Origin of the sequence: Sphingobacterium sp. UBA3549, assembly GCF_002376635.1 — a bacterium.
Classification (GTDB): domain Bacteria; phylum Bacteroidota; class Bacteroidia; order Sphingobacteriales; family Sphingobacteriaceae; genus Sphingobacterium.
Genome location: NZ_DFOE01000028.1, coordinates 277168 through 298169, shown reverse-complemented (window position 1 = coordinate 298169; position 21002 = coordinate 277168). Strand labels below are relative to the sequence as shown.

At 37.7% G+C, this 21002-nt stretch carries 15 protein-coding genes; 3 read left to right on the top strand and 12 right to left on the bottom strand.

Annotated elements, in window-relative coordinates; genetic code table 11:
* Window positions 1–210 precede the first annotated feature (210 nt).
* On the top strand, window positions 211–1209 hold the full coding sequence (locus tag B2W36_RS14745) for an OmpA family protein (RefSeq protein ID WP_293880749.1): 999 nt from the start codon (window positions 211–213) through the stop codon (window positions 1207–1209).
* A 75-nt stretch (window positions 1210–1284) separates the two neighbouring features.
* Here the strand turns inward: B2W36_RS14745 and B2W36_RS14740 are convergent, their stop codons facing one another.
* The 5 genes from B2W36_RS14740 to B2W36_RS14720 all read right to left on the bottom strand — a co-directional run bounded on the left by B2W36_RS14740 (window position 1285) and on the right by B2W36_RS14720 (window position 7659).
* On the bottom strand, window positions 1285–2616 hold the full coding sequence (locus B2W36_RS14740) for a L,D-transpeptidase (protein WP_293888371.1): 1332 nt from the start codon (window positions 2614–2616) through the stop codon (window positions 1285–1287).
* A 378-nt stretch (window positions 2617–2994) separates the two neighbouring features.
* Window positions 2995–4551 carry an ABC transporter permease/substrate-binding protein gene (locus B2W36_RS14735; RefSeq protein WP_293888369.1) on the bottom strand — a complete coding sequence of 519 codons (1557 nt, stop codon included), beginning with the start codon at window positions 4549–4551 and terminating at the stop codon, window positions 2995–2997.
* Window positions 4548–5468: an ABC transporter ATP-binding protein gene (locus tag B2W36_RS14730; RefSeq protein ID WP_293888367.1), complete on the bottom strand. Its 921-nt coding sequence runs from the start codon at window positions 5466–5468 to the stop codon at window positions 4548–4550. Before B2W36_RS14730 ends, B2W36_RS14735 begins: the two co-directional genes overlap by 4 nt.
* Before the next feature lies 1 nt (window position 5469).
* Window positions 5470–6663 (bottom strand): ergothioneine biosynthesis protein EgtB, encoded by a 1194-nt coding sequence (egtB, locus tag B2W36_RS14725; RefSeq protein WP_293888365.1) that lies wholly within the window; start codon window positions 6661–6663, stop codon window positions 5470–5472.
* Window positions 6664–6675: 12 nt separating this feature from the next.
* Entirely contained in the window at window positions 6676–7659 is a 984-nt protein-coding gene (locus tag B2W36_RS14720) for an L-histidine N(alpha)-methyltransferase (RefSeq protein ID WP_293888363.1), read from the bottom strand.
* Window positions 7660–7881: 222 nt separating this feature from the next.
* Here B2W36_RS14720 and B2W36_RS14715 point away from each other — a divergent pair, with 222 nt between their 5' ends.
* Window positions 7882–9423 carry a protein adenylyltransferase SelO gene (locus B2W36_RS14715; RefSeq protein ID WP_293888361.1) on the top strand — a complete coding sequence of 514 codons (1542 nt, stop codon included), beginning with the start codon at window positions 7882–7884 and terminating at the stop codon, window positions 9421–9423.
* 95 nt (window positions 9424–9518) lie between these two features.
* On the opposite strand, the gene B2W36_RS14710 is transcribed toward B2W36_RS14715, so the two are convergent.
* From B2W36_RS14710 to B2W36_RS14680, 7 genes are all read right to left on the bottom strand, one after another.
* Complete coding sequence (locus B2W36_RS14710) at window positions 9519–12209, bottom strand: carboxypeptidase-like regulatory domain-containing protein (RefSeq protein WP_293888359.1); 2691 nt, start codon at window positions 12207–12209, stop codon at window positions 9519–9521.
* Complete coding sequence (locus tag B2W36_RS14705) at window positions 12190–12966, bottom strand: GLPGLI family protein (RefSeq protein ID WP_293880767.1); 777 nt, start codon at window positions 12964–12966, stop codon at window positions 12190–12192. The genes B2W36_RS14710 and B2W36_RS14705 overlap by 20 nt, the downstream gene beginning before the upstream one ends.
* An 800-nt stretch (window positions 12967–13766) precedes the next feature.
* Window positions 13767–14660, bottom strand: coding sequence for a cation diffusion facilitator family transporter (locus B2W36_RS14700; protein WP_293880769.1), 894 nt, complete (start codon window positions 14658–14660; stop codon window positions 13767–13769).
* Between the two features lie 1108 nt (window positions 14661–15768).
* Window positions 15769–16341 (bottom strand): glutathione peroxidase, encoded by a 573-nt coding sequence (locus B2W36_RS14695; RefSeq protein WP_293880771.1) that lies wholly within the window; start codon window positions 16339–16341, stop codon window positions 15769–15771.
* 698 nt (window positions 16342–17039) lie between these two features.
* Window positions 17040–18506, bottom strand: a complete 1467-nt coding sequence (locus B2W36_RS14690) for a sigma 54-interacting transcriptional regulator (RefSeq protein ID WP_293880773.1) — start codon at window positions 18504–18506, stop codon at window positions 17040–17042.
* A gap of 6 nt (window positions 18507–18512) precedes the next feature.
* On the bottom strand, window positions 18513–19634 hold the full coding sequence (locus tag B2W36_RS14685) for a vWA domain-containing protein (protein WP_293888357.1): 1122 nt from the start codon (window positions 19632–19634) through the stop codon (window positions 18513–18515).
* Window positions 19635–19826: 192 nt separating this feature from the next.
* Window positions 19827–20177, bottom strand: a complete 351-nt coding sequence (locus tag B2W36_RS14680; RefSeq protein WP_293888355.1) for a hypothetical protein — start codon at window positions 20175–20177, stop codon at window positions 19827–19829.
* Window positions 20178–20557: 380 nt separating this feature from the next.
* Here B2W36_RS14680 and B2W36_RS14675 point away from each other — a divergent pair, with 380 nt between their 5' ends.
* Window positions 20558–20974 carry a hypothetical protein gene (locus B2W36_RS14675; RefSeq protein ID WP_293880779.1) on the top strand — a complete coding sequence of 139 codons (417 nt, stop codon included), beginning with the start codon at window positions 20558–20560 and terminating at the stop codon, window positions 20972–20974.
* The last annotated feature ends 28 nt before the right edge of the window (window positions 20975–21002 follow it).

The following is a 21002-nucleotide window of genomic DNA, read 5'->3' as shown; positions in this document are numbered from 1 at the left end:
GTGAAAACCATGAACAAGAAACGAGCTTAAACGGATTCCATAATAATAGGAATTTATACTAAAATGCTTCAACAACTTTACTCCTGCAGCTTCCTAAAGACTTCAATAGGAGCTGCGTAAAAGAAAAAGAATTGCTCCGCATTTCAATCCAATTGACAAATATGTCAACGTTTTAGGCATAAAATTTGCCACAGCTAAAATAAAGAAAATATGAAAAGCACAATACTTTTATTGACATCTGCATGGGCAGTTGCCTCATGCACCCAACAGGTAAAAGATAATACCCCGCCGCCAACTCCACAGGAAAGAACGATTGAAGAAGCGCCTACAAAAATTGACACAACAACAAGCTTTGATCTTGCAAGTATCCCGTACTCAGAGAGTGATATCGGCGTGTTCCCATTTTTTACTCCGCCAAAAGGTTACAAAGAGATGAACCAGCCCATTAAAAAAGACTTTGATGTTTGCTATTTTGCCATCAACGGAGTTATGAAACCATTCGAAGGTAGACTCTATAAAGCAAATATAACAAATGAGCAAGGTACTCAATTTTCACAACGCTATTTTGAAAAAAGCATGGAGGATTATTTAGCGTCTATCGGCGCTGTAAAAGTTTTTGATGGCACCATTACAAGGGAAGAGTATGATCGATACAATAAGCAGGATCCACACAAAGGTGATGAAGGTGACATCGGATATGTTGATGAACAAATCAGAGTTTATGTTATTAGAACCAAAAATCAAGGTAATATATTTATTCAATATACGTGCAACAATGCTGGAGCCAAACTTAATATTCTTCAAGAGAATGATTTCAAACAAACGATAAAAAAAATTACAGCAGATGAAATCACAAAAGATCTCTCTGAAACAGGTAAATCGATCGTTTATATCACATTCGATACGGATAAATCAAGTATTACCACGTCAGGAATCGATTTGGTCATTCAGATTGCCGAAGCGCTAAAAAATGATCCCTCATTAAAAATCGCAATCGAAGGGCACACGGACAATATTGGCGATAGCGCTCACAACAAAAAGCTTTCTAGTGATCGTGCAAAAGCTGTGATGGATGCACTCATTGCTCAGAAAATTGATAAATCCCGATTATCAGCTAAGGGCTACGGTGCAGACCGTCCTTTGGTCGCTAACGACTCAGAAGACAACAGGTCTAAAAACAGACGTGTGGAACTCGTCAAAATTAAATAAAAAGGTATGTAAACACCCCCATGATACTTGTAGCATAAAGTTTCATGGGGGTGCTAATAAGCAATTAGAACTTATTTATTTCCCTGAATTAATGTCTACAGGAAGTGGATATCCTTTACCTTTCAATGCTGCAATTCTAACAACGATTTCTTTCTGGCCAACTACCTTTTTCGTTACTTGGCCTTTGTCTTTTCGGCTTTCTTTATCAGCGGCTCGTTCTTTTGCACTATCGCCTGTTGAGGATGATTCCGGATTGTCAACGCCGGCAATTTTATTACCACGCGCATCCTGATTCATATCTTCCAAACCTTTCATTAAGCTAGTGCGCTCTTGCTCACTGAGCTTCTCTAGCTTGATATTATATTTATCAAGAACACGGGTCGCATTTTCAATGGTATTTGTACCACGCTCATAAACATCCCGAAAGATATGCAAACCTCCATCCTGAGCAACAATGGTTTCATATCGAAGTTCTACTAATACAGGTTGCTTTAATTTTACAGTTTCAGTTTTTGTATCCTTTTTTTCGTAATTAGCGATTGCCTCTGCCGAAATCGGATTTCCTGCTACTAAGGACAAAAATTTTGTAAAATCCTGCACCTGACCGTCCGTAAGACCAACACAACCATGAGAAGCAAACGCTCCCAATTTGGATACATCTTTTCCGCCATGGATCAAAGACGGCATACCAATGGGAATTTTAATGGGCCCAAGAGGGTTTAGTTTACTTCCAGCAGGGACTTTCTCGCCCGGACTAACCTTACCTTTCACCCAAGGCTCATCCGGAGGTGTCCATGTAGGATTAAATATGATGTTGGTCGCTTTACGTACACCAGTAGGCAACGGGAACTCGGGATATCCAATAGCAATACTGTAGGTCTTAACTAGCTTACCCTGCTGAAATACATCCATTCGAAAAGCTGGTCCATTTACAATAATACGCGTGTCTTCAGGAATATGATTTGGCTCAATTGGTAGCGTATTTTTTCCATCATTATAACGTGCAGTTATAAAATGAAAGAATTGAGCAGCCTTTTGATTACCGAGTATTTTTACAATTTGAGTCGTGGCCTGGTTTATAGACTCTTTAAATGATTTACTGGAAGGTTCATCCTCCTCGCTAAGTTTTTCCACAGCTGTACTCGCTGCTACCTTTAAATCAGCAATCTGCCTTTGACTGAGTTGCAATTGGGATTTTAAAGAGGACTCAAAATCCTCCTCATAGAAGAGGGCATTAAGGAACGCAAGTGTAAAATCTGTATTCTCAGCCTGCTCCTTCATTTTAGAGACTTCTTTCCCTGCCGGCTGATTTTTAGTATTGCGGTCCCGGCAACCTGTAAAAACAAAGCTTATCAAAAATATGCCCCATAAAGAGATCTGAATGATGTTTTTATAATTAGATAACATAATAATATTTTTCATTTAACTTATCAACAAGCTTAACAAGCAAATAGTTCGAACACGTAGAAATATAATTTAAATTCATCACATCCTATCAATTGAAAGCAATTCGACTCCATTATCATCAAATTATAACGATGTTAAGCCACTAACTCAAAGTGGCCTGACATTAAGCGCGAGTCTTTTTATAGGTAACGTGTTTGTTGTCAACGGTGCAATGCTCCCAGGATTTGTTGATCAATCCTCTCCATAATAAATTTTCATAGCTATGTAGTTTAATTTATACCACAATAAGCTATATTGCGATGTTCTTGAAACAATGTCAGAGCATTGATAGTTTCAATTATTTACATTTTGAAGTAAATGTTGGAATTACTTTTTCGGTTATTCGTATTTTTTTAAGTCGCTAATACTTTGGATATGATTTTGTTCAGCTTGAGAACGCCGCATCATTAGAGCGTATGCATTATTAAAACCAAGAGGTTTTAGCCAAGTAATGCCAAATCTCTTCTCAAATTCACCCTTTACATAGTTATAGGTGCCAGCAGGATCTTTGGACACATTGGATATAATTTGTTGCTCCGGCTGCAGTAATACCAAAAGCCCTGTCCCCGTATACTCCACATAAAAGTCTACGGCATCGTGTATCAAAGCATCAAAGCAAATTTTGGTTCCGCCAAGTCCTGTCTTTGTCTCCACTTTATAATCGGTATACCCTTCAAGGAGAATTTTATAAATGGCCGACAAAATGTATTGTTCCCCAAAAATTTTAGAACCTATCCTGACGGTACCAGCCTGACCTCGGCGTGATGGTCTATAGAGTTTGTTTTGCACTAAAAAGTCCTTGGCAATATTTTCAGGCGTCTGTTTTAGGAAATCAGCCCTATAATTAAGGCTAATCATCACCGAATCAGTGAACTTCTCTGCCAATAGATTTATTGTCTCTTCCAATTGTGGAAATTTCTTGAGCGTCGCTACCTTGACAATCGGTGCGGCAAAGTAGGGCGGAAAAATATTCCTGTCATCTTTCAATGCAAACAGATCATAAGCTTTGACGCGACCGTCAGTGGAATATCCACTAATAAGATCGATATCCTTTTCAAAAGCGGCTTTGTACATAATCGCATCGCTAATGATAAGCGGTTTTATTTTTAGACCATAAACACTACGGAGGCCTAAGTAACCATCCTGGCGCCCCATAAATTCGGGTGTAAAACCAGCTTTTATCTGCCGATTAACACTGTTTGTTCTTATATAGAGGATAGCAAGAATAAGAAGAAAGCTGGGCAAAATAAAGATTAGAAAAATTCTGAAATTAGCGATTGAATTTTGTAGCAATCCGATACCTTTATCTAAAAGTATCGCAAGTAATGCAGCGGGAATAGCTCCCGCTAAGATCATATTGGAGTTATTGAGTGATATACCACCAAAGATAAATTCACCCAATCCGCCGGCCCCAACGAATGATGCTAAGGTTGCGACGCCTACATTGATCACTGCGGCTGTCCGAACTCCGGCGACAATCACCGGTATACCCAGGGGAAGTTGAACTTTGAATAGTATTTGCCAATCGGTCATACCTATAGCTTTGGCTGATTCCAAGATACTATGGTCTACGCTAGTGATTCCAGTATAAGTATTTCTAATAATGGGTAAAAGTGCATATATAATAAGTGCAACAATAGCTGGAATAGGACCAATACCTAGGATTGGAATAAGAAACCCCAGCAATGCAATACTAGGAAGAGTTTGTAAAATCCCTGCAAAAGCTAAAACAATAGCAGCAAATTTCTTTTTCCTCGAAATCAATATTCCCAAAGGTACTCCAATAAGAATGGCAAATGTCAGAGATAAAAATGTAAGTTCTAAATGCTGCCAGATCTGTATCAATAACTTTTCCTGCTGCTCAAGTGCGAATTGCCAAAGAGTTTGATCCGTCATACCACCTGCTGTTTTCTATACGTGTTGAATGCAACTATCATACATTCATAGTCTAGTATGGCATCCGCACGTGCACTTAACACCTGTAAAACACGCCATAGGTCTGTGTTTTCAGAAAAACCATAGTTATCGATGAAATGATCCAACGCTATAATTCCTTTTAATTCATGTAGCATCGTTACTTTATACTCCAACAGTAAGCGATTTTCTAAAAAAAAATCAAACACAAATTCATTTGCTGGACTATATAGTAGCTCTTTAGGTGTTCCAATCTGTACAATCTTTCCCTGATCCATCAAACAGATACGATGTCCAAGTTCAAAAGCTTCAGGCACATCATGTGTAACCAAGACAATAGTTTTGCTTCGGATCTCTTCCAACAATTTGAATTCGGCATGGATGCCACTTCTAGTCATGTTATCCAGTGCCGAGAAGGGTTCATCCATCAACAATATAGGGGAATTGGCTATTAACGCCCTTGCTATACCTACGCGCTGTTGTTGCCCTCCGCTCAATTGATGTGGGTAGAGTTTTAACAGATCCTCTCCTAAATTTAATTTGCTAAGAAGCTCAACCGTACGATCCTTAATTTTATTTTTTTGCCAGTTCAGCAATTCTGGAACCACAGCAATATTTTTGGCTATCGTATAATGGGGAAAAAGACCCGAATGCTGCATTACGAAACCAATTTCTCTACGCAAATCTTCCGGCCTCCTTTTGGATATATCTTTACCTCGGATAAAAATCTTACCCTTATCAGGTTCAATCAGCCTATTAATCATTTTTAAAGTAGTGGTTTTACCACAACCACTGGTACCCAAAATAACAAGAAATTCACCATCTCTCACTTCTATTGATATGTGATCAACGGCCGCCTTACCGTTAAATGATTTAGAAACTGAGTCGATCTCGACCATATTATCTGGCTAATCTAATTCCTGTGAACTGCCACTGATGTGCGGTTTGAAAAAAATTTCTGTAAGTCTTGCGGCTATGGCCCTTTGGTGTAGCTAATGAAGCGCCCCTTAACACCATTTGATTAATCATAAATTTGCCATTATATTCACCTACTGCACCCGCCTCTTTTTTAAATTTTGGATAAGGAAGATAAGCCGAACTTGTCCATTCCCAACGTTCTCCCCAACTAATGTGGTCGGCTGCGACTTCCCATTCCGCCTCTGTCGGAAGTCGCATACCTCTCCAAGACGCATACGCAGCAGCTTCATAGAAATTAATATGGCAAACCGCGGCCTCTAAGTCGATATCCGTCAATCCGTTCAGGGTATAATTCATCCACTTCCCATCAATCATATGCCAATACAAAGGCGCTTTTGCTTGATGCTTTTTAACCCAATCCCATCCTTCTGCATGCCAAAATTGAAAATCTAAATATCCCCCAGCTTTTATGAACTCAAGAAACTGCTGATTTGTGACCAAGGTATTCTCAATTTCGAAATCATCTAGGTAGACTTTATGCCGTCCCAGTTCGTTATCAAAACAGAAACCTTGTCCCTCGAATCCAATTTCATAAATTCCAGCCTCAAATCTAACATACTCTCTGTCGTAATTCTTGCATTCGGGTGACGTAATTTCTTTGCTATAGGGAGGAAAAAGAGGATTATGCCCTAATATATATTTTATATCCGTGAGCAGCAATTCTTGGTGTTGCTGTTCGTGATTCAAACCCAAGACAAAGATACCAACAAGATTTTGTGTCAAAAATCCCCCATCCAAAAATTCGATCATATGCTTGTCAACGTATCGGCGGTAATTATAGATGTCTCCTACTGATGGCCTACTGAGATTACCTCGGTCCGTTCGAATCACACGGGAACCTATTGTTTCGTAATAGCTGTTGAAAACAAAGTTGTATTCGTCATCAAAAACTTGATAATTTGGCAAATGAGGAATCAATATAAAGGTTTCAAAAAACCATGTGGTATGCCCAAGATGCCATTTTGGAGGACTAACATCAACTATTGGCTGAACTACATAGTCCTCAATTTCCAACGGTTGGCAGATTTCTTCAGAATAGCCTCTTATAGTAAGATACCTTGCATTTAACACTTCTTTTTGTGGCACTAGGCTAAATGCTGAATTTATATTTTTCATAACCGATTATAATTACGCTACCATCCAAATGGAATCCACAAACCAACCTTTATCATCATCCAAATTTACCAGCAGTTCAAACCCAGCCAAAGAAGAAACACGTTGAATTTCTTCAAGCGAATATTTCTGTGAAATCTCCATGTCAATCAATTCATTTTCCTTAAAAAAAATCGAATCTCCTTTAATGTGTACATATTGGTTTGCTAGACTGACCAAAAAGCTTCTACAAGCTCCAGAGATAGGATCATAAGTTTGGTAATGCTGAAAATATTGTGTATCGAAGTTTGCGCCCAGCTCCCTGTTTATTCGGTTAAGTAAATTAATATTGAATGCCGAAGTGATTCCAGATTTATCATTGTATGCAGAGAGAATGGTGTGAGGATTTTTCTTTAAGTCAAAACCAATAATAAATAAATCGCCGGGACTCAATCTACGACGAATTTCAGCACAAAAAAGTTGTGCTTCTTCCATATCCATGTTACCAATGTTTCCCCCTAGAAATAAAACTACTTTTCGACGTTCGGATATTTTCATTGCCTCATTCAGCATCTCAAAATATTCGCCTTTCAAAGGAACAGTGTCTAAGTTTGGAATTTCTTTGGATAATTTTTCACACAATACTTTAAGGATATTCCCTGATATATCTATTGGCATATAAGAATAATCAATATCACTTTTACTAAGATGTCGTAATAAATGACTTGATTTAAGCGCATCACCAGCCCCCAGTTCAATGAGGTCGAAAGCAGAATGATCAGAGTTGATGAGCTCAGCTATCTGCGATGTTCTTGTGCTAAAAATCTCGAGTTCACAGTCTGTCAGATAATATTCCGGCATCTGCATAATGTCCTGAAAAAGCCGGTCGCCGATAGGATCATAAAAATATTTTGAATATAATTTCTTGGGATAAGTATTTAAACCCTCTATCACGTCCTTATGAAAATTACCTTCATAATTTTCTATCTCTCTGACGACACTATCAACTTGTAGACTCATAACTCGCTAAATTTTACTATCGTTTCTTACGGAAAGATAACATTCAAACCGAAAGAATAGTTTCGTAATTGTCTCTGCTTTTATTTTATCAAAAAAGAAACAGTAGTAAATTATAGAACTGACAATAGAATTAACCAATAATTCACTTTCTATTATTCTAAAAAATGTAAGGCCTTCTTACTATTGGATAGTCTTTTCTTTAATAATTAATATATTTGAGGTATGAATATTGAACAGATCACACAACCTTTCCTTAAAAGATTTCCTGGCGATTTTTCCAATAGCCCTTTACCGAGAGCTACGCCAAAAGTATTATTTGCCACGACTGAAACAGCAGGATTTGAAAAACCCGAACTAATTGCTTTTAATGAGGCTCTTTCGAAGGAAATAGGTCTTGGAGAATTTGAAGAAAAAGATCTTAACTTTCTTGTGGGCTCTCAACTACCCCAAAATATTCAGACGTATGCGACAGCTTACGCAGGGCACCAATTTGGTAATTGGGCCGGTCAACTCGGTGACGGAAGAGCAATTTTCGCAGGAGAAATCATCAATCTTAAGGGCAAAAAAACGGAAATCCAATGGAAAGGTGCTGGTGAGACGCCATACTCAAGACGTGCAGACGGAAGGGCAGTATTAAGATCCTCTGTACGCGAGTACCTGATGAGTGAAGCTATGCATCACTTGTGTGTCCCTACAACGAGGGCATTAAGCCTTTCCTTTACCGGAGAAGATGTAATACGGGATATTATGTATAACGGAAATCCACAATACGAAAAAGGGGCGGTAGTTGTAAGAACCGCAGACACATTCCTTCGTTTTGGCCATTTTGAATTCCTATTTGCTCAAGGCGAACACAAGTTATTACAAGATCTGCTTGATTTTACTATTGATAATTACTTCCCCACTATAGTTTCCTCTACCCCTCATAAATATAAAGATTTTTTTGAAACTGTATGTAGAGCCACAGCAGACCTAATAGTAGAATGGTTGAGAGTCGGTTTTGTACATGGCGTAATGAATACAGATAACATGTCTATTTTGGGCTTGACGATCGATTATGGCCCTTATGCAATGATGGATGAATATAATTTAAATTTCACACCAAACACTACCGATCTGCCAGGAAGGCGATATGCATTCGGTAAACAGGCACAGATCGGACAGTGGAATTTATGGAAACTAGCAAATGCCCTCCACCCCGTCATCAATGATGAAAAATTTCTTGAAAATTCATTGAGCAATTTTGGTGTATATTTTTCAGAGGCCAATAACAAAATGCTTTGCAAAAAATTTGGATTTAATGAGTTCATAAAAGAAGACGAATTATTTTTCTCAAACTGGCAAAGCTTGATGCAAGACCTTGAAATGGATCACACCTTATTCTTTAATCAATTGGAACAAATAAAAGCAGATACTGATGTTAAAGATCATTTCAGTCCCATTACATACACTGCTCTGAATGAAGAAAAGCTCAAAAAACTAAAAGATTTCATTGACCAGTACCAATACCGTTTGCGTTTAAATTCAATTTCAAAAGCAGAGTCACTAGAATTAATGAGAACAACAAATCCGAAGTTCATACTAAGAAACTATTTACTTTACCAATGTATTGAAGAAATCAGTAATGGAAACACAGCAATGTTATTAAAACTAACACAAGCTTTAGAAAAACCATATCAAGAAATATTTCCAGAGTTTTCTGTCAAGCGTCCGCCCATCTACGACAATATCGCAGGATGTTCTACGCTTTCATGCAGCTCTTAATTATAAAAAAATATGCCATTTGATTTTGATAATCTGTTGATTGTAAAAATCAAATGGCGCATTTCTCAATTCCTCTAAAATACCAAATGTAAATTTTAAAAGCTAAGGTCTAAGCCAAAACTGATGTATCCTGGCAATAGTCTGTATTCAGTGCTAGAATTGTACATATCAGTCAGCTCAACATTTCTAAAAAACTTCGTATTAAAAATGTTTTTTGCTATAATGTTAAATCTCGTTCTGTGCTTTTTCATCTCATACGATAAAGTGAAATCCGAAAAACAATAGATCTTGGATCTCTTCCCCATTAAACTTCCGAAGCGATAAGATTCATTTTTTAAATTGCACTGAATATTTTTCGACATGCTGAAAAATACATTCAGGAACCCCCGGCTATTATTTAGTATAAGTTTACCTTCTGTTCGATAGTTAACGTGCTGAAGGGTATACCCCATATAGATATTCAATTTAGAATTCCACGCGCTTCTAAACGATAGTCCATAATCATAACTTGCTGCACGGATTCGACGGCTGCCCACTCCTTCTACAAGGTTTGCATAATCTGTAGCATTCATTCCCAGATCTAACCGAAAATTTCCATGTACAGCTCTCAGATAATAATTAAAGTCGCCCTTAAAATAGCTGCTTTTTTTATCCTTAAGTAACACCTGTTGAACAAGGCTGAAATTCGGATCTAGTCTGCTTGATATACCCACATAATCAAACAAAATTTGATGTCCGGCAGAGAAATTGGCAAAAAAACGATCTGTCAGACTACCATAAGTATATGTTAGCGATGCACCTGAACTACTTAGAGCAGCAAGATTATCCATTCCCCGGATAAAATTACGTACACCTGTTGTATAGTAATTGGGAACTAGTTGAGTGCTTGTAGCATTCTGTTGCTGAAAATAAAAGTCTGCTTCCAATCGCCCTTTTTCATGAAGCCCCCATTTACCCGACAATCCAGGAGAAAGCACTACGTTATTTTTACTTTTTGATTTTCCAAAATCTATCAATATGTTTTGTACCATACCAACCTCCAAACGTGGCGTTAATTCCCATAGACCTCGTTTAAAAGTATATTTGGTATTAATGTTAGTCTGAAAAACGTTAAAATCCATTGCATTAGAAAATCCCGAAGGAGAGGATACTGAATCACCTAAACCTGTTGGATTAGACAGCAATTTCAATTCGGTGTTGAGCTGCTGTTGTTGATAATCCATATTGAAGGCTAGTTGAAAAAAATCGCCATTACTTCTACGGCTTACATAATGAGTGGTGGCACCTATGTACATTAAATTATTCGCAATGTGCTGTTGCACCGCATAGATGTCTTTAACTCCAAAGAGGTCTTCATAATAAAATTTATTAATATTATAATCTATTGGCGTCTGCTGCTTAATCCAGCGTAATGAGCTAACTAGTACGTCACGATTAGAAAATTTGTGACTATAACTTATATTTTGGTTGGTGACGTAACCATTGCTTTTGGTCCTTTCCTCACTTTGGACACCATTGAATACTAATGTACCGAGATCAATTTTACCAAGGGAACCGAGGGTACCTGTATAGGTCAATATTGCATCCTTGTGAGGCTCAAATTGGAGCTCCAGTTTTGTGAAATAATTATCGATTTTTCTCTTAAACTGGTGATCTTCGGTATTGGTAAATTGATTATCCTGTAGATGATAGTCTTGCACCGTATTTCGATAAAATATTTTTTTGGTAGGATTTGCAAAACCGAGCCATTTAATCTTTAGCTGCGCTGTAGGATTTAAAATGGTATTTAACGAGAGCAATTTATCATTATTGAAATTGGTCCGCTTGTGATCAAATCCAGGAATATTTGGAGTATTGTCTATCAAGGTGGGTGTTGTTATTCCCACACCGATCTGGCCTGGTTCATGAGGCGATCCAGATTGAATCAGGTGATTAATACTGCTGACGGCATCAAATCCATTGTTATTGGTAGTTCCCAATAAATAATACTTGTTTTTTTTTCCGAAGTTCATCAAATTGGCACTAGCCTGATGATATTTGGGTCCAATCGGAACGATCTGAGCATCTAAAGACGCCATCCACTGTGCCTTACTATCCTCTTCCAATTCCAAATTTAGTGCGATCTTGTCCGAATTTTCAATACCTTTAAGTTGTTTATTATGAGAATATCGCTGCAAAATCTGAATTTTTTTTAGGGGCCTAACAGACATGCTCTGCGTTAGCAAACGGTAGCCTTTTTCAAAAAAATCGTCCCCCTCAACCATTACTTTTTGCACCTCCTTATCTCCTATTTTGATGCTGCCGTCGGTCCCGACCTGAATACCCGGAATCTTCTTAAGTAAATCCTCTACGGTACGTTCGTCCCCCTGCAGAAACGATTTGACTGCAAGCTCAATGGTATCTTTCCCTAGACGGTAAGGACGTTTGGAATGGACTATTACTTCTTGCAATCGCTCCACACCTCCAGCCGATAACTGAACATCGATCAACGTATCTGCCCGCAATGCCACGATAGGTAGCGAGACGGGCTTAAAGCTGAGTGCAGTGAACAGTAAAGAGAATGGTCCACTCCGCACAGTTTGCAAATTATATTTTCCCTGCCCGTCGCTGAACGTATATGCCAACATTTTGTTATCGCCATCACCCCGTAGTTCAATACGGACTCCTCCCACAGCTTTTCCTGCAGCCCAAATCCTTCCATGGATAGCGACCTGACCACGAGTTGCTATAGCGAATAATAGAATACTAAATAAGGTCGCTATCTGCTTATTGATGTTCCCATTCATAAACTTGTTCTACACCGCCTCTAACTTTTTGCTTCTCTACACTAACCCCCTCCATCATTGGCATTTTACTATATAGCATACGCATATGCTCTTCGTTAAATTGGTCTTCTTTCTTAACAAACTCTTCAAGACTCAATTTGCTCAAGGAATGTATATACTTATCATCAATTGGGATACGTCCACTATAAGGGTAGTTGACCTCCTTTAGATACCAGTAGTTTGGATTAGCGCTTTCATTATAGAGCATAACAATTATTCCTGGTAGACCGCCAAACTTCGATGGCCCTACAGGTACAGGAATGGCATTTGTATAATAAGCTACCAGGGTCGTTCCCCGATAAGATGCTGTCGCCTTGTGGCATACATATTTACCCAAAGTATCAACATCGCCATACGCTGTGTTCCATTCTAATAACGGAAATTTGTCAGTCACTAGATAATTGACCCCTTGAATGGAACGGGTTTCCAACTGTTGGTTGGCATTATTTTGATGCATTACGACCCTATTAAACTTCTTGCCGGAACCAATTGTGATAGAATATGAAGGCGCTACTTCATCGTCCACATCCTTATCAAGTACTTGAATCTGCTGTGGAGTCGAATCCCGAACAGCGATCTTCACCGTTCCATCATAATAAACATTTTCCTTAAAAGTAGCCATTGCAGATGGTATGTATTCGTAAACGGCGTGAATCCGCTGCGCAAACGATAACCTAGAAAGGAATAGAACTAAAAAAAATATATAATATTTATACATGATAATTTGTATTTTAAATAACGGGCCTAAGCACCGCTTTTATTTGTCGTAAAAGATTGAATAAAATGTTATTTGATTTCAAACAAATCGTGCATTACTAAAAAAGATCGCACAACCCCTAGTTGAAGAAAAGTTATTTACGAAGTCTAAAGTGACGATACCGTATTTGCTTCCGTGGTTTACTATGTAACATCAACCATATTTTTGGCGATATGATAACTAGATATTTTCAATTTTGAATTTCTTTCGACTGCTATTGCAAATGTCCTAGCCGATCTAGCAAATTTTAGCGTGACCAAACCCTGCTTACTCATCATTAATTTTTTCATTGTTTTTAACTTTATTTGTTAAACCATAATATGCTTTCTTGGCATAATATTGAATACGACTATAAAAATAGAGACACATTCAATGACTGAAATGATGATTAAATATCTGTCGCCAATCACTTAGAATTCGTAGCTGATCAGTTACTATTCGATCTAAGCAATATGACCTTCCAGATTGTAAGCGTAAAAGCTATTTAGGCGGATTCTTTTGTCATCTCAACAAGCAGGTGAAACGACTCTTATAAATGCAAAAAGAGAGTATGAGTTAATGGAGAAATCGCAAAAATATAAACTCGAAAAAAACAGAGGGATCGTTTAATTGGTCCAGGCAAAATTATGCAGTCCGTGCCTAGGAGCAATCAGGCGTATAAAGCTCGTTCTAGTGATTCTACTGCGCCAATATGCCTAGGCAAAGTAAAACCAGTTTGCAATATACTTTACATAAGATATAAAGGGTACATCCAATCCTATTTATTCGGGCTGTATAATTACATAATGTATAAATTTAAATTTGGTTTTTATGGTTGTACGAATCCGATTTATCGCCTCATTAATATCTTCAGTATCCAAGTGATCCTTAAAATCGATAATAAGCATCAATACAACGTCCTCGGGTGACTGGTAAGTAGATAAAATGTTTTTTGTTTTTATCACACAAACATCTTGTTCCACCAGTCTGGCAATTTCAGTTCTTGTTTCAGAAGCAATGCCTTCGCCCATGAGTAAACTTCTGCTTTCCCTAGCAAGGATAAAGGAAACGAAAACCAATAGTAAACCGACAATTATGGATGCCAATCCGTCTAATTCAGGAATCTGCAGTGCATGACTTAAGGCCATCAGAATCATGACGGTAATAAGCCCCGCCACAGCTGCCCCATCCTCAAAGAGGACAAGAAAACTTGAAGGGTCTTTACTTTTAATCATAGCTTTCCACCAGCCCATGCCATTCCGGGTCTTGTTAAATGCTTTCATCGCAATGATAAAGGAAGTCCCCTCAAAAATAAGCGATAGGATTAAAACAACGTAATTCCAAAAAGGATCCTTCATCATTTGCGGATTCCGTATATGAAGAACACCCTGATAAATAGACAACGCTCCCCCCAAACCGAATATCAGAATAGAAACGACAAAAGACCAAAAGTAAAGCTCCTTTCCATAGCCAAAGGGGTGCGACTGATCCGGTGCCTTTTTACTACGTTTTAGTCCATATAATATCAGTATCTGATTTGCAGTATCGACTGTTGAATGGATACCTTCCGAAATCATGGAAGAACTGTTTGTAAAAGATCCTGCTAGAAATTTGGTGAGTGCGATCAGAAGATTTGCAATAAGAGCACTATAAATCGACTTTTTGTTATTGTTCATTTTTCATATACTTGTTAAACAATCCTATCTCATGCTGTCTGACGATATGCTCCTTTTTGCCATAGTCATAATTGGTAAAGGATTTGAAATCCTTCCTCTTTATTATCTTATCCTCCGGATATGGAACAGCGATATACATCACCATGTAAAGCAATATAAGCTTGCGCCTTTACCAACATCTCCATATAACTTAGCGTGGCAACCCAATAAAAAAATTAAAGCTTGCAACAGTATTATTCCAATATATTTCATGGGCATATGGATTGTTTATGACCATTATTTAAATAGTAAGTCATTTCACTTTTTCGATTACTTTTCTAAAGACAACAAATTCTAAAATGGTACAGGCCAGGTAAATAAACGCGAACAAGAGAAGCGTTTTTAAAGGTTCAATTGCCATATTATAGTAGCAGACTTGCACCAATATATGAACAATTAATATTACGAAGCATATAGCTGGTATTCCTGAGAAAACCAAAAAGCATAATGTTTTACTATTCCTTACTTTTTCTATACGATTTAGAAAAAACAGTAAAGAACACAATACTATGGCGAAAAGGTAGACCACTGAAAAAACAAGATTGACAATAATGTCCATTATAACAATAATAGTATTCAGAAATCCAGTATCAACCGTATTTTTTTCTTCAATAACGAGTCGATATAAGATAAATAGCAGAATACTTATCAGCACATTGACCAACCAAAATTTTACTATGATTTTTCCCATTTTTAACACTTGCTATGACCACTAGCAAATATTGCTCTTTTAGTCGTCGATTATTCCTTCGTGTTCTCTTACAAAGATATTAAGTTATTTCTCGAGAGGGATGCACGAATATAAATTTTGTTCTTGCGAATAATGATTGCTTTGTTTTTTAAAAAACAAAATAGTAGCTAATACCACTAAAAAGGCAGTTCATCTTATATTAACCCCTGTTTAGAGCCATAGAACATGTTCCACGCAATAGAGTTCCATAAATCTAGGATTATAGCAGAAAATCGTAGAGATAATTAAAACTGCTATGTTATGAGCTACAATATATGGTATACATTTTAATTCACAGGATCTTTTGATTGAGTTCCCAAATTGAATGAGAGTCCCTTTTTAATCGAGTAGAGATATAATTTCCTTATCCTCTGGGTCAGTTTTTGGTGAAAAATGCTTTATGAGCTTGCCATTTTCATCAATTAAATACTTCTGAAAGTTCCATAAGACTGCTGAACTTTCTACACCGTTCAGCCTTTTATTCGTCAACCACTGATAGATAGGCGCCTGTCGCTTCCCTTTCACATCAATCTTTGCTGCCATCGGAAAAGTTACACCGTAATTTCGTTGACAAAATGCTGCTATTTCAGCGTCCTTACCTGGTTCTTGATCTAAAAAATCATTTGAAGGAAAGCCTATAATAACTAGCTTATCATTGAATTTATTATATAGACGTTCAAGCCCCTCGTACTGCGGAGTAAATCCACATTTGGAAGCGGTGTTCACAATAAGAATCTTTTTACCTTTATATTTCGCAAAGTTTATGGTTGAGCCGTCCAGTCCGTTGACTTTAAATTCATGGATAGTGGATGATTTCAATCCCATATCTACTTTAACGTTACCATTGGTGAATAAATAATAGGCTACACCGGCTCCGACTGCCGCCACGATAAATAAAACTATAAAGACCATTTTTCTCATTTTTTTCGGACATGCCAATCATTATGAACCATTTTGAGATCTGACTAGGCCAAGTTAAAGGTACTAAAGTTTAAAGAAGAAATCAACTCTATTTTATAGTAGTAAAACCATATTCGTCCAAATTCTGTTCATCCAGCGTTCTCTAATGCCTCACTGTATGTCTGACACAATACTAAGATTTCCATAATTAGTTTATAGAGATTCTAAAAACATAGTATTTCATGTTAATAACACGGTCGCTTTTGAACCCAATACAAGTGCATTAATTCGTAAACTGATAGGGAACGCGATATTTGTTAAAAGAGATCCTGATAAAAAAGGGTTAGGGTTTAGTTTTTACATACAAATTAAATATTCCCATTTTCACATAAAAAAGGATGATTTTCATATTCTTTCTGCATCTAATCTGAGTTACATTTGTCAAATAAGTAGAATTGATTCGATAGAGGTAACTGCTGAACTGGATAACGATCCATGTCTCAACATTTTAATTCCTAATCGATTCAATAAAAATACTGTAAAGATCCTACAATACTACAATGAAAAACATGATGTGGAACGACATAGTCGTTCCACATTTTTTAATTAACCCAACTATTTTCGATTGATCAAATATACTCAACAGCTGACACTTCCTATGCCTGAATCTGTAGTCTATCTTGAGAAATTAAATAGCATTATGATAATACTTACAAATTGTTTCTTAGATATCCTTGAAAGTTATCCTGAAACTGCAGTCCCATTCCAATCCTATATTTACTTAGTTTATTGTTTAAAGTGAGCCCCCATAACACAAATTCGGTTAAAAAATGGATGTCTTCAGATTTCGTTTCTGGCTGATATTGCTGAATCAAAGCTTTAATAGGTACTACGTCATCCAGAACCTTAAAATACTCCAAATCACTGAGCTCTTCAGATAATTCAATACCCTCCGATTCTGCAAACCAACGCACAATATCATCATAAGGATAACGATCGCTCTCTCTTTCCAGCTTCTCAATTTTTGGGAATAAGACGGGAAAGATGCTTTTTATAGCATTTTCAATCAGTTGCAATGCCACAATATCGGCTCCTTCCTGCTCGCCCTCATAAACAAGCTCAACCTTGCCAGTTATTGCAGGTATAATACCCATAAAATCACCCAATCTCACTGCGGTTGCTTGCGACCCGTTTTTAAGCATGCGCAATTCGGCGGTACTCAATAGGTTTTGAAAAGCTGTTATGCTCATACGAGCGCTCACACCACTTTTTTCATCAACATATTCACTATTTCGGGCTTCAAAGCTTATCTGCTCAATTAATTCCCGTGCCAACTCAGGAACATATATCTGATCCTTCTGAGCCGCTTCTAGATTGGCCTCCTGCGCAGTAATTGCCTTTGCTATCTCAACTGATGCCGGATAATGTGTCAATATCTGTGATCCTATACGATCTTTTAGAGGTGTCACTATACTTCCTCTATTGGTATAATCTTCCGGGTTCGCAGTAAATATAAACTGCACATCTAAGGGTAAGCGCAGCTTAAAACCACGAATCTGAATATCTCCCTCTTGTAAGATATTGAAAAGTGCCACCTGAATTCTCGCCTGAAGATCAGGCAGTTCATTAATGACAAATATGGAGCGATTTGCTCTTGGAATCATGCCAAAGTGAATCACACGATCGTCTGCATAGCTCAATTTTAAATTTGCTGCTTTGATCGGATCCACATCACCGATCAAGTCGGCTACAGTTACATCAGGAGTGGCAAGTTTTTCAGCAAAACGATCATTTCTATGAAGCCAGCCGATCGGCGTTTCATCGCCTTTCTCCTTTAATAGCTCTAGGGCATAACGTGATATCGGATTGTACGGATCATCATTAATCTCTGACCCCTGTACCACCGGAACATATTCGTCCAGCAGATTGACCATAAGTCTAGCTAGACGTGTTTTTGCCTGACCACGGAGACCTAGAAAATTAATATTGTGCTTGGAAAGAATAGCTCTTTCAAGTTCTGGAATAACTGTATCTTCATAACCATGCACGCCGGTGAACACTGTTTCACCTTTCCTTATTTTTGTAATCAGATTCTGACGCAATTCTTCTTTTATTGTTTTAGGTTTATAACCCGAAGTTTTTAATGCACCAAATGTTGTAATCTTCGTGTAATCCATATATTCTTATCGTATTCTTTTTTTACGGTTTTCTTCATAATCCTCAAAAATCATTTCACCTAGATTTCCAAGTCCTGTATAATAAGCTTTCCCTTGATTTGAAGCTGTAAATTCGTCGACGAATTGCTGCAGATAAGGATCTGAGGCAATCATAAAAGTGGTAATAGGTATTCCCAGCTTTCGAGCTTGCGCCGCCATACTATAGCATTTACTGGTGATAAACGGATCGAGCCCCATAGGATTTTTATAATAAGTACCGTCCGGCATATTTAAACAGCTCGGTTTTCCATCGGTTATCATAAATATCTGCTTATTCGCATGGCGTTTCCGCCGTAGCAAATCCATCGCTAATTTTAATCCAGCGACCGTGTTGGTATGAAATGGTCCAACCTGCAGGTAAGGAAGGTCTTTTATCGCAATAGGCCAGGCGTCGTTACCGAACACGATGACGTCAAGTGAGTCTTTCGGATAACGTGTTAGGATCAGCTCCGATAAAGCCATTGCGACTTTCTTCGCAGGTGTAATCCGATCCTCTCCATATAAAATCATGCTGTGGCTGATATCAATCATCAACACCGTGCTCATCTGTGACTTAAACTGGGTATCCTCAACAACCAGATCATTTTCCGCTAGAGCAAACTCACCTACACCGTGATTGATCTGTGCGTTTTTTAAGCTCTCGGTCAGAACTATTTTATCCAGGCCATCTCCATACTGATAGTTCCTGAAATCGCCCATATTTTCGTCACTGCGTCCTTGGTGATTGGTTTTATGATTGCCCGACCTTCCTTTTCGCATTTTTCCAAAAATTTGGTCCAAGGCATGCTGCCTCAGCGCCTTTTCCAGCTTTGATGTAATATCCAGCCCACCCTCACCGGTAGATTCTAGCCTTTCTTTGATATATCCTTTATCCTTCAAATCAGCAATGAAGTCGTCTATAGTATAATCTGGCGTCGTGAGTTTAAACTCTTTATCCAATTGCCTTAACCAATCAATGGCTTCATCGAAATCACCTGAAGTATGGGTAATCAGTTCTTTGAAAATATCAAATAATTTATCAAAAGGCGTTAGAAACGGCTCGTCATATTGTTTGAATAGAAAACCTTTATTTCGTTTCGTGCTTTTCATGCATTCCTTTCTAGTAATAAGAAGCAATTCAAATCATTATTGTTTGCTCCATAGGATGAATTTACGAAATAATATTCCTTCTGTAAGCGATATTCCTTTTTACATAAAAAAACTGGCTGTAGTGTGACGAATAGGCTAGATCTGCGTTTGCATATTCCGCTCGGGACTAATTTTCAAATGCTACTTCAGCAATTAAGTGCCATTACGGACATAGGCATATGCAAGAGAACTCCCCGCGTTAGCAATAAAAGCATGCTGAAATGCCCCAACATCCGGATTGCCAGAAGGCAACGTACTGCCAGCGAAATCTTGTCCACCATTATTATTGATAAAAACACCTGCATTGACGACATGACAACCTGCACCAACGTCATACCCTTTTGCAGCGTCAAGCCCGTTTCTGCCTATAGGATTAACAAATACAGGATCCTCATAGAAATTATTGCTACGAACTGTCGTTCCCCAATTTAACGCCGTAAATGTGCTCGACGGAAATAAACAATTATTGTTAAACTTCAGTCCATTATCTGCTTGGGTCAACATAATAAGTATTACCGACACTGTTTAAATCAGCTTTCGCTTTTGCTTTCAACGATCCCGCAGATTCCAGTTGAATTGGTTTCTGACAACTCATTAATCCAACTGGTTCCGATTGAAATCATCATGATAAATTTTCTCATAATTTTGTTTGTAATTTTAATAATTGTTACAATTTGTAATACACGCATTCTTGTCCCAAGAAATACGAACTTTATAATTTGATTAATCACATTAAGTTATAAACAAATTGCAGGTCATACGGGGTAAAATCAAAAATAATTTCATTGAAGACACTATTTGTGATCACCCATCGAATCTTTTTAAGGATATCTGCATCTAAATCAAAGAAAATTGAATATTTTTAGAACACAATTACAGGCCTTATGGACGACAAAAAATTAATGGAAATAGATCAGTATATCGGTACACTCTCAGACAGTGAGCAACAAATAATTGGTCAATTCCGAAAAACAATAGCAGAAAATGACAGCGCTGTTTCCGAGAGCTTCGAAAAATTCATGTCAAATCCCAATGCAATCAGCTTCAACGAACAAGGGGTATTTAAATATGGGCTAACGCTTGCAAAGAATTATATTTCATTCCATTCCTTGGTGATGTATACTAACCCACAATTAATGGCAGAACTAAAATCAAAGTTGCCCAAAGCAAAGTTCCAAAAAGGCTGCATTAATTTCAAAACATTGGATGAATTTCCGATATCAGTATTAACAGAGCATATTCAGAATTCTTCCAAAATAGATTTTCGCCCCATGATTAATCGTTATCTGAAAAAGAAATGACCATGCCTGATCGTTCACTAGACTTTTT

Coding starts and splice junctions, on each gene's coding strand:
- B2W36_RS14745 (WP_293880749.1), top strand. CDS start 211: ATGAAAAGCACAATACTTTTATTGACATCTGCATGGGCAGTTGCCTCA.
- B2W36_RS14740 (WP_293888371.1), bottom strand. CDS start 2,616: ATGTTATCTAATTATAAAAACATCATTCAGATCTCTTTATGGGGCATA.
- B2W36_RS14735 (WP_293888369.1), bottom strand. CDS start 4,551: ATGACGGATCAAACTCTTTGGCAATTCGCACTTGAGCAGCAGGAAAAG.
- B2W36_RS14730 (WP_293888367.1), bottom strand. CDS start 5,468: ATGGTCGAGATCGACTCAGTTTCTAAATCATTTAACGGTAAGGCGGCC.
- egtB (WP_293888365.1), bottom strand. CDS start 6,663: ATGAAAAATATAAATTCAGCATTTAGCCTAGTGCCACAAAAAGAAGTG.
- B2W36_RS14720 (WP_293888363.1), bottom strand. CDS start 7,659: ATGAGTCTACAAGTTGATAGTGTCGTCAGAGAGATAGAAAATTATGAA.
- B2W36_RS14715 (WP_293888361.1), top strand. CDS start 7,882: ATGAATATTGAACAGATCACACAACCTTTCCTTAAAAGATTTCCTGGC.
- B2W36_RS14710 (WP_293888359.1), bottom strand. CDS start 12,209: ATGAATGGGAACATCAATAAGCAGATAGCGACCTTATTTAGTATTCTA.
- B2W36_RS14705 (WP_293880767.1), bottom strand. CDS start 12,966: ATGTATAAATATTATATATTTTTTTTAGTTCTATTCCTTTCTAGGTTA.
- B2W36_RS14700 (WP_293880769.1), bottom strand. CDS start 14,660: ATGAACAATAACAAAAAGTCGATTTATAGTGCTCTTATTGCAAATCTT.
- B2W36_RS14695 (WP_293880771.1), bottom strand. CDS start 16,341: ATGGTCTTTATAGTTTTATTTATCGTGGCGGCAGTCGGAGCCGGTGTA.
- B2W36_RS14690 (WP_293880773.1), bottom strand. CDS start 18,506: ATGGATTACACGAAGATTACAACATTTGGTGCATTAAAAACTTCGGGT.
- B2W36_RS14685 (WP_293888357.1), bottom strand. CDS start 19,634: ATGAAAAGCACGAAACGAAATAAAGGTTTTCTATTCAAACAATATGAC.
- B2W36_RS14680 (WP_293888355.1), bottom strand. CDS start 20,177: ATGTTGACCCAAGCAGATAATGGACTGAAGTTTAACAATAATTGTTTA.
- B2W36_RS14675 (WP_293880779.1), top strand. CDS start 20,558: ATGGACGACAAAAAATTAATGGAAATAGATCAGTATATCGGTACACTC.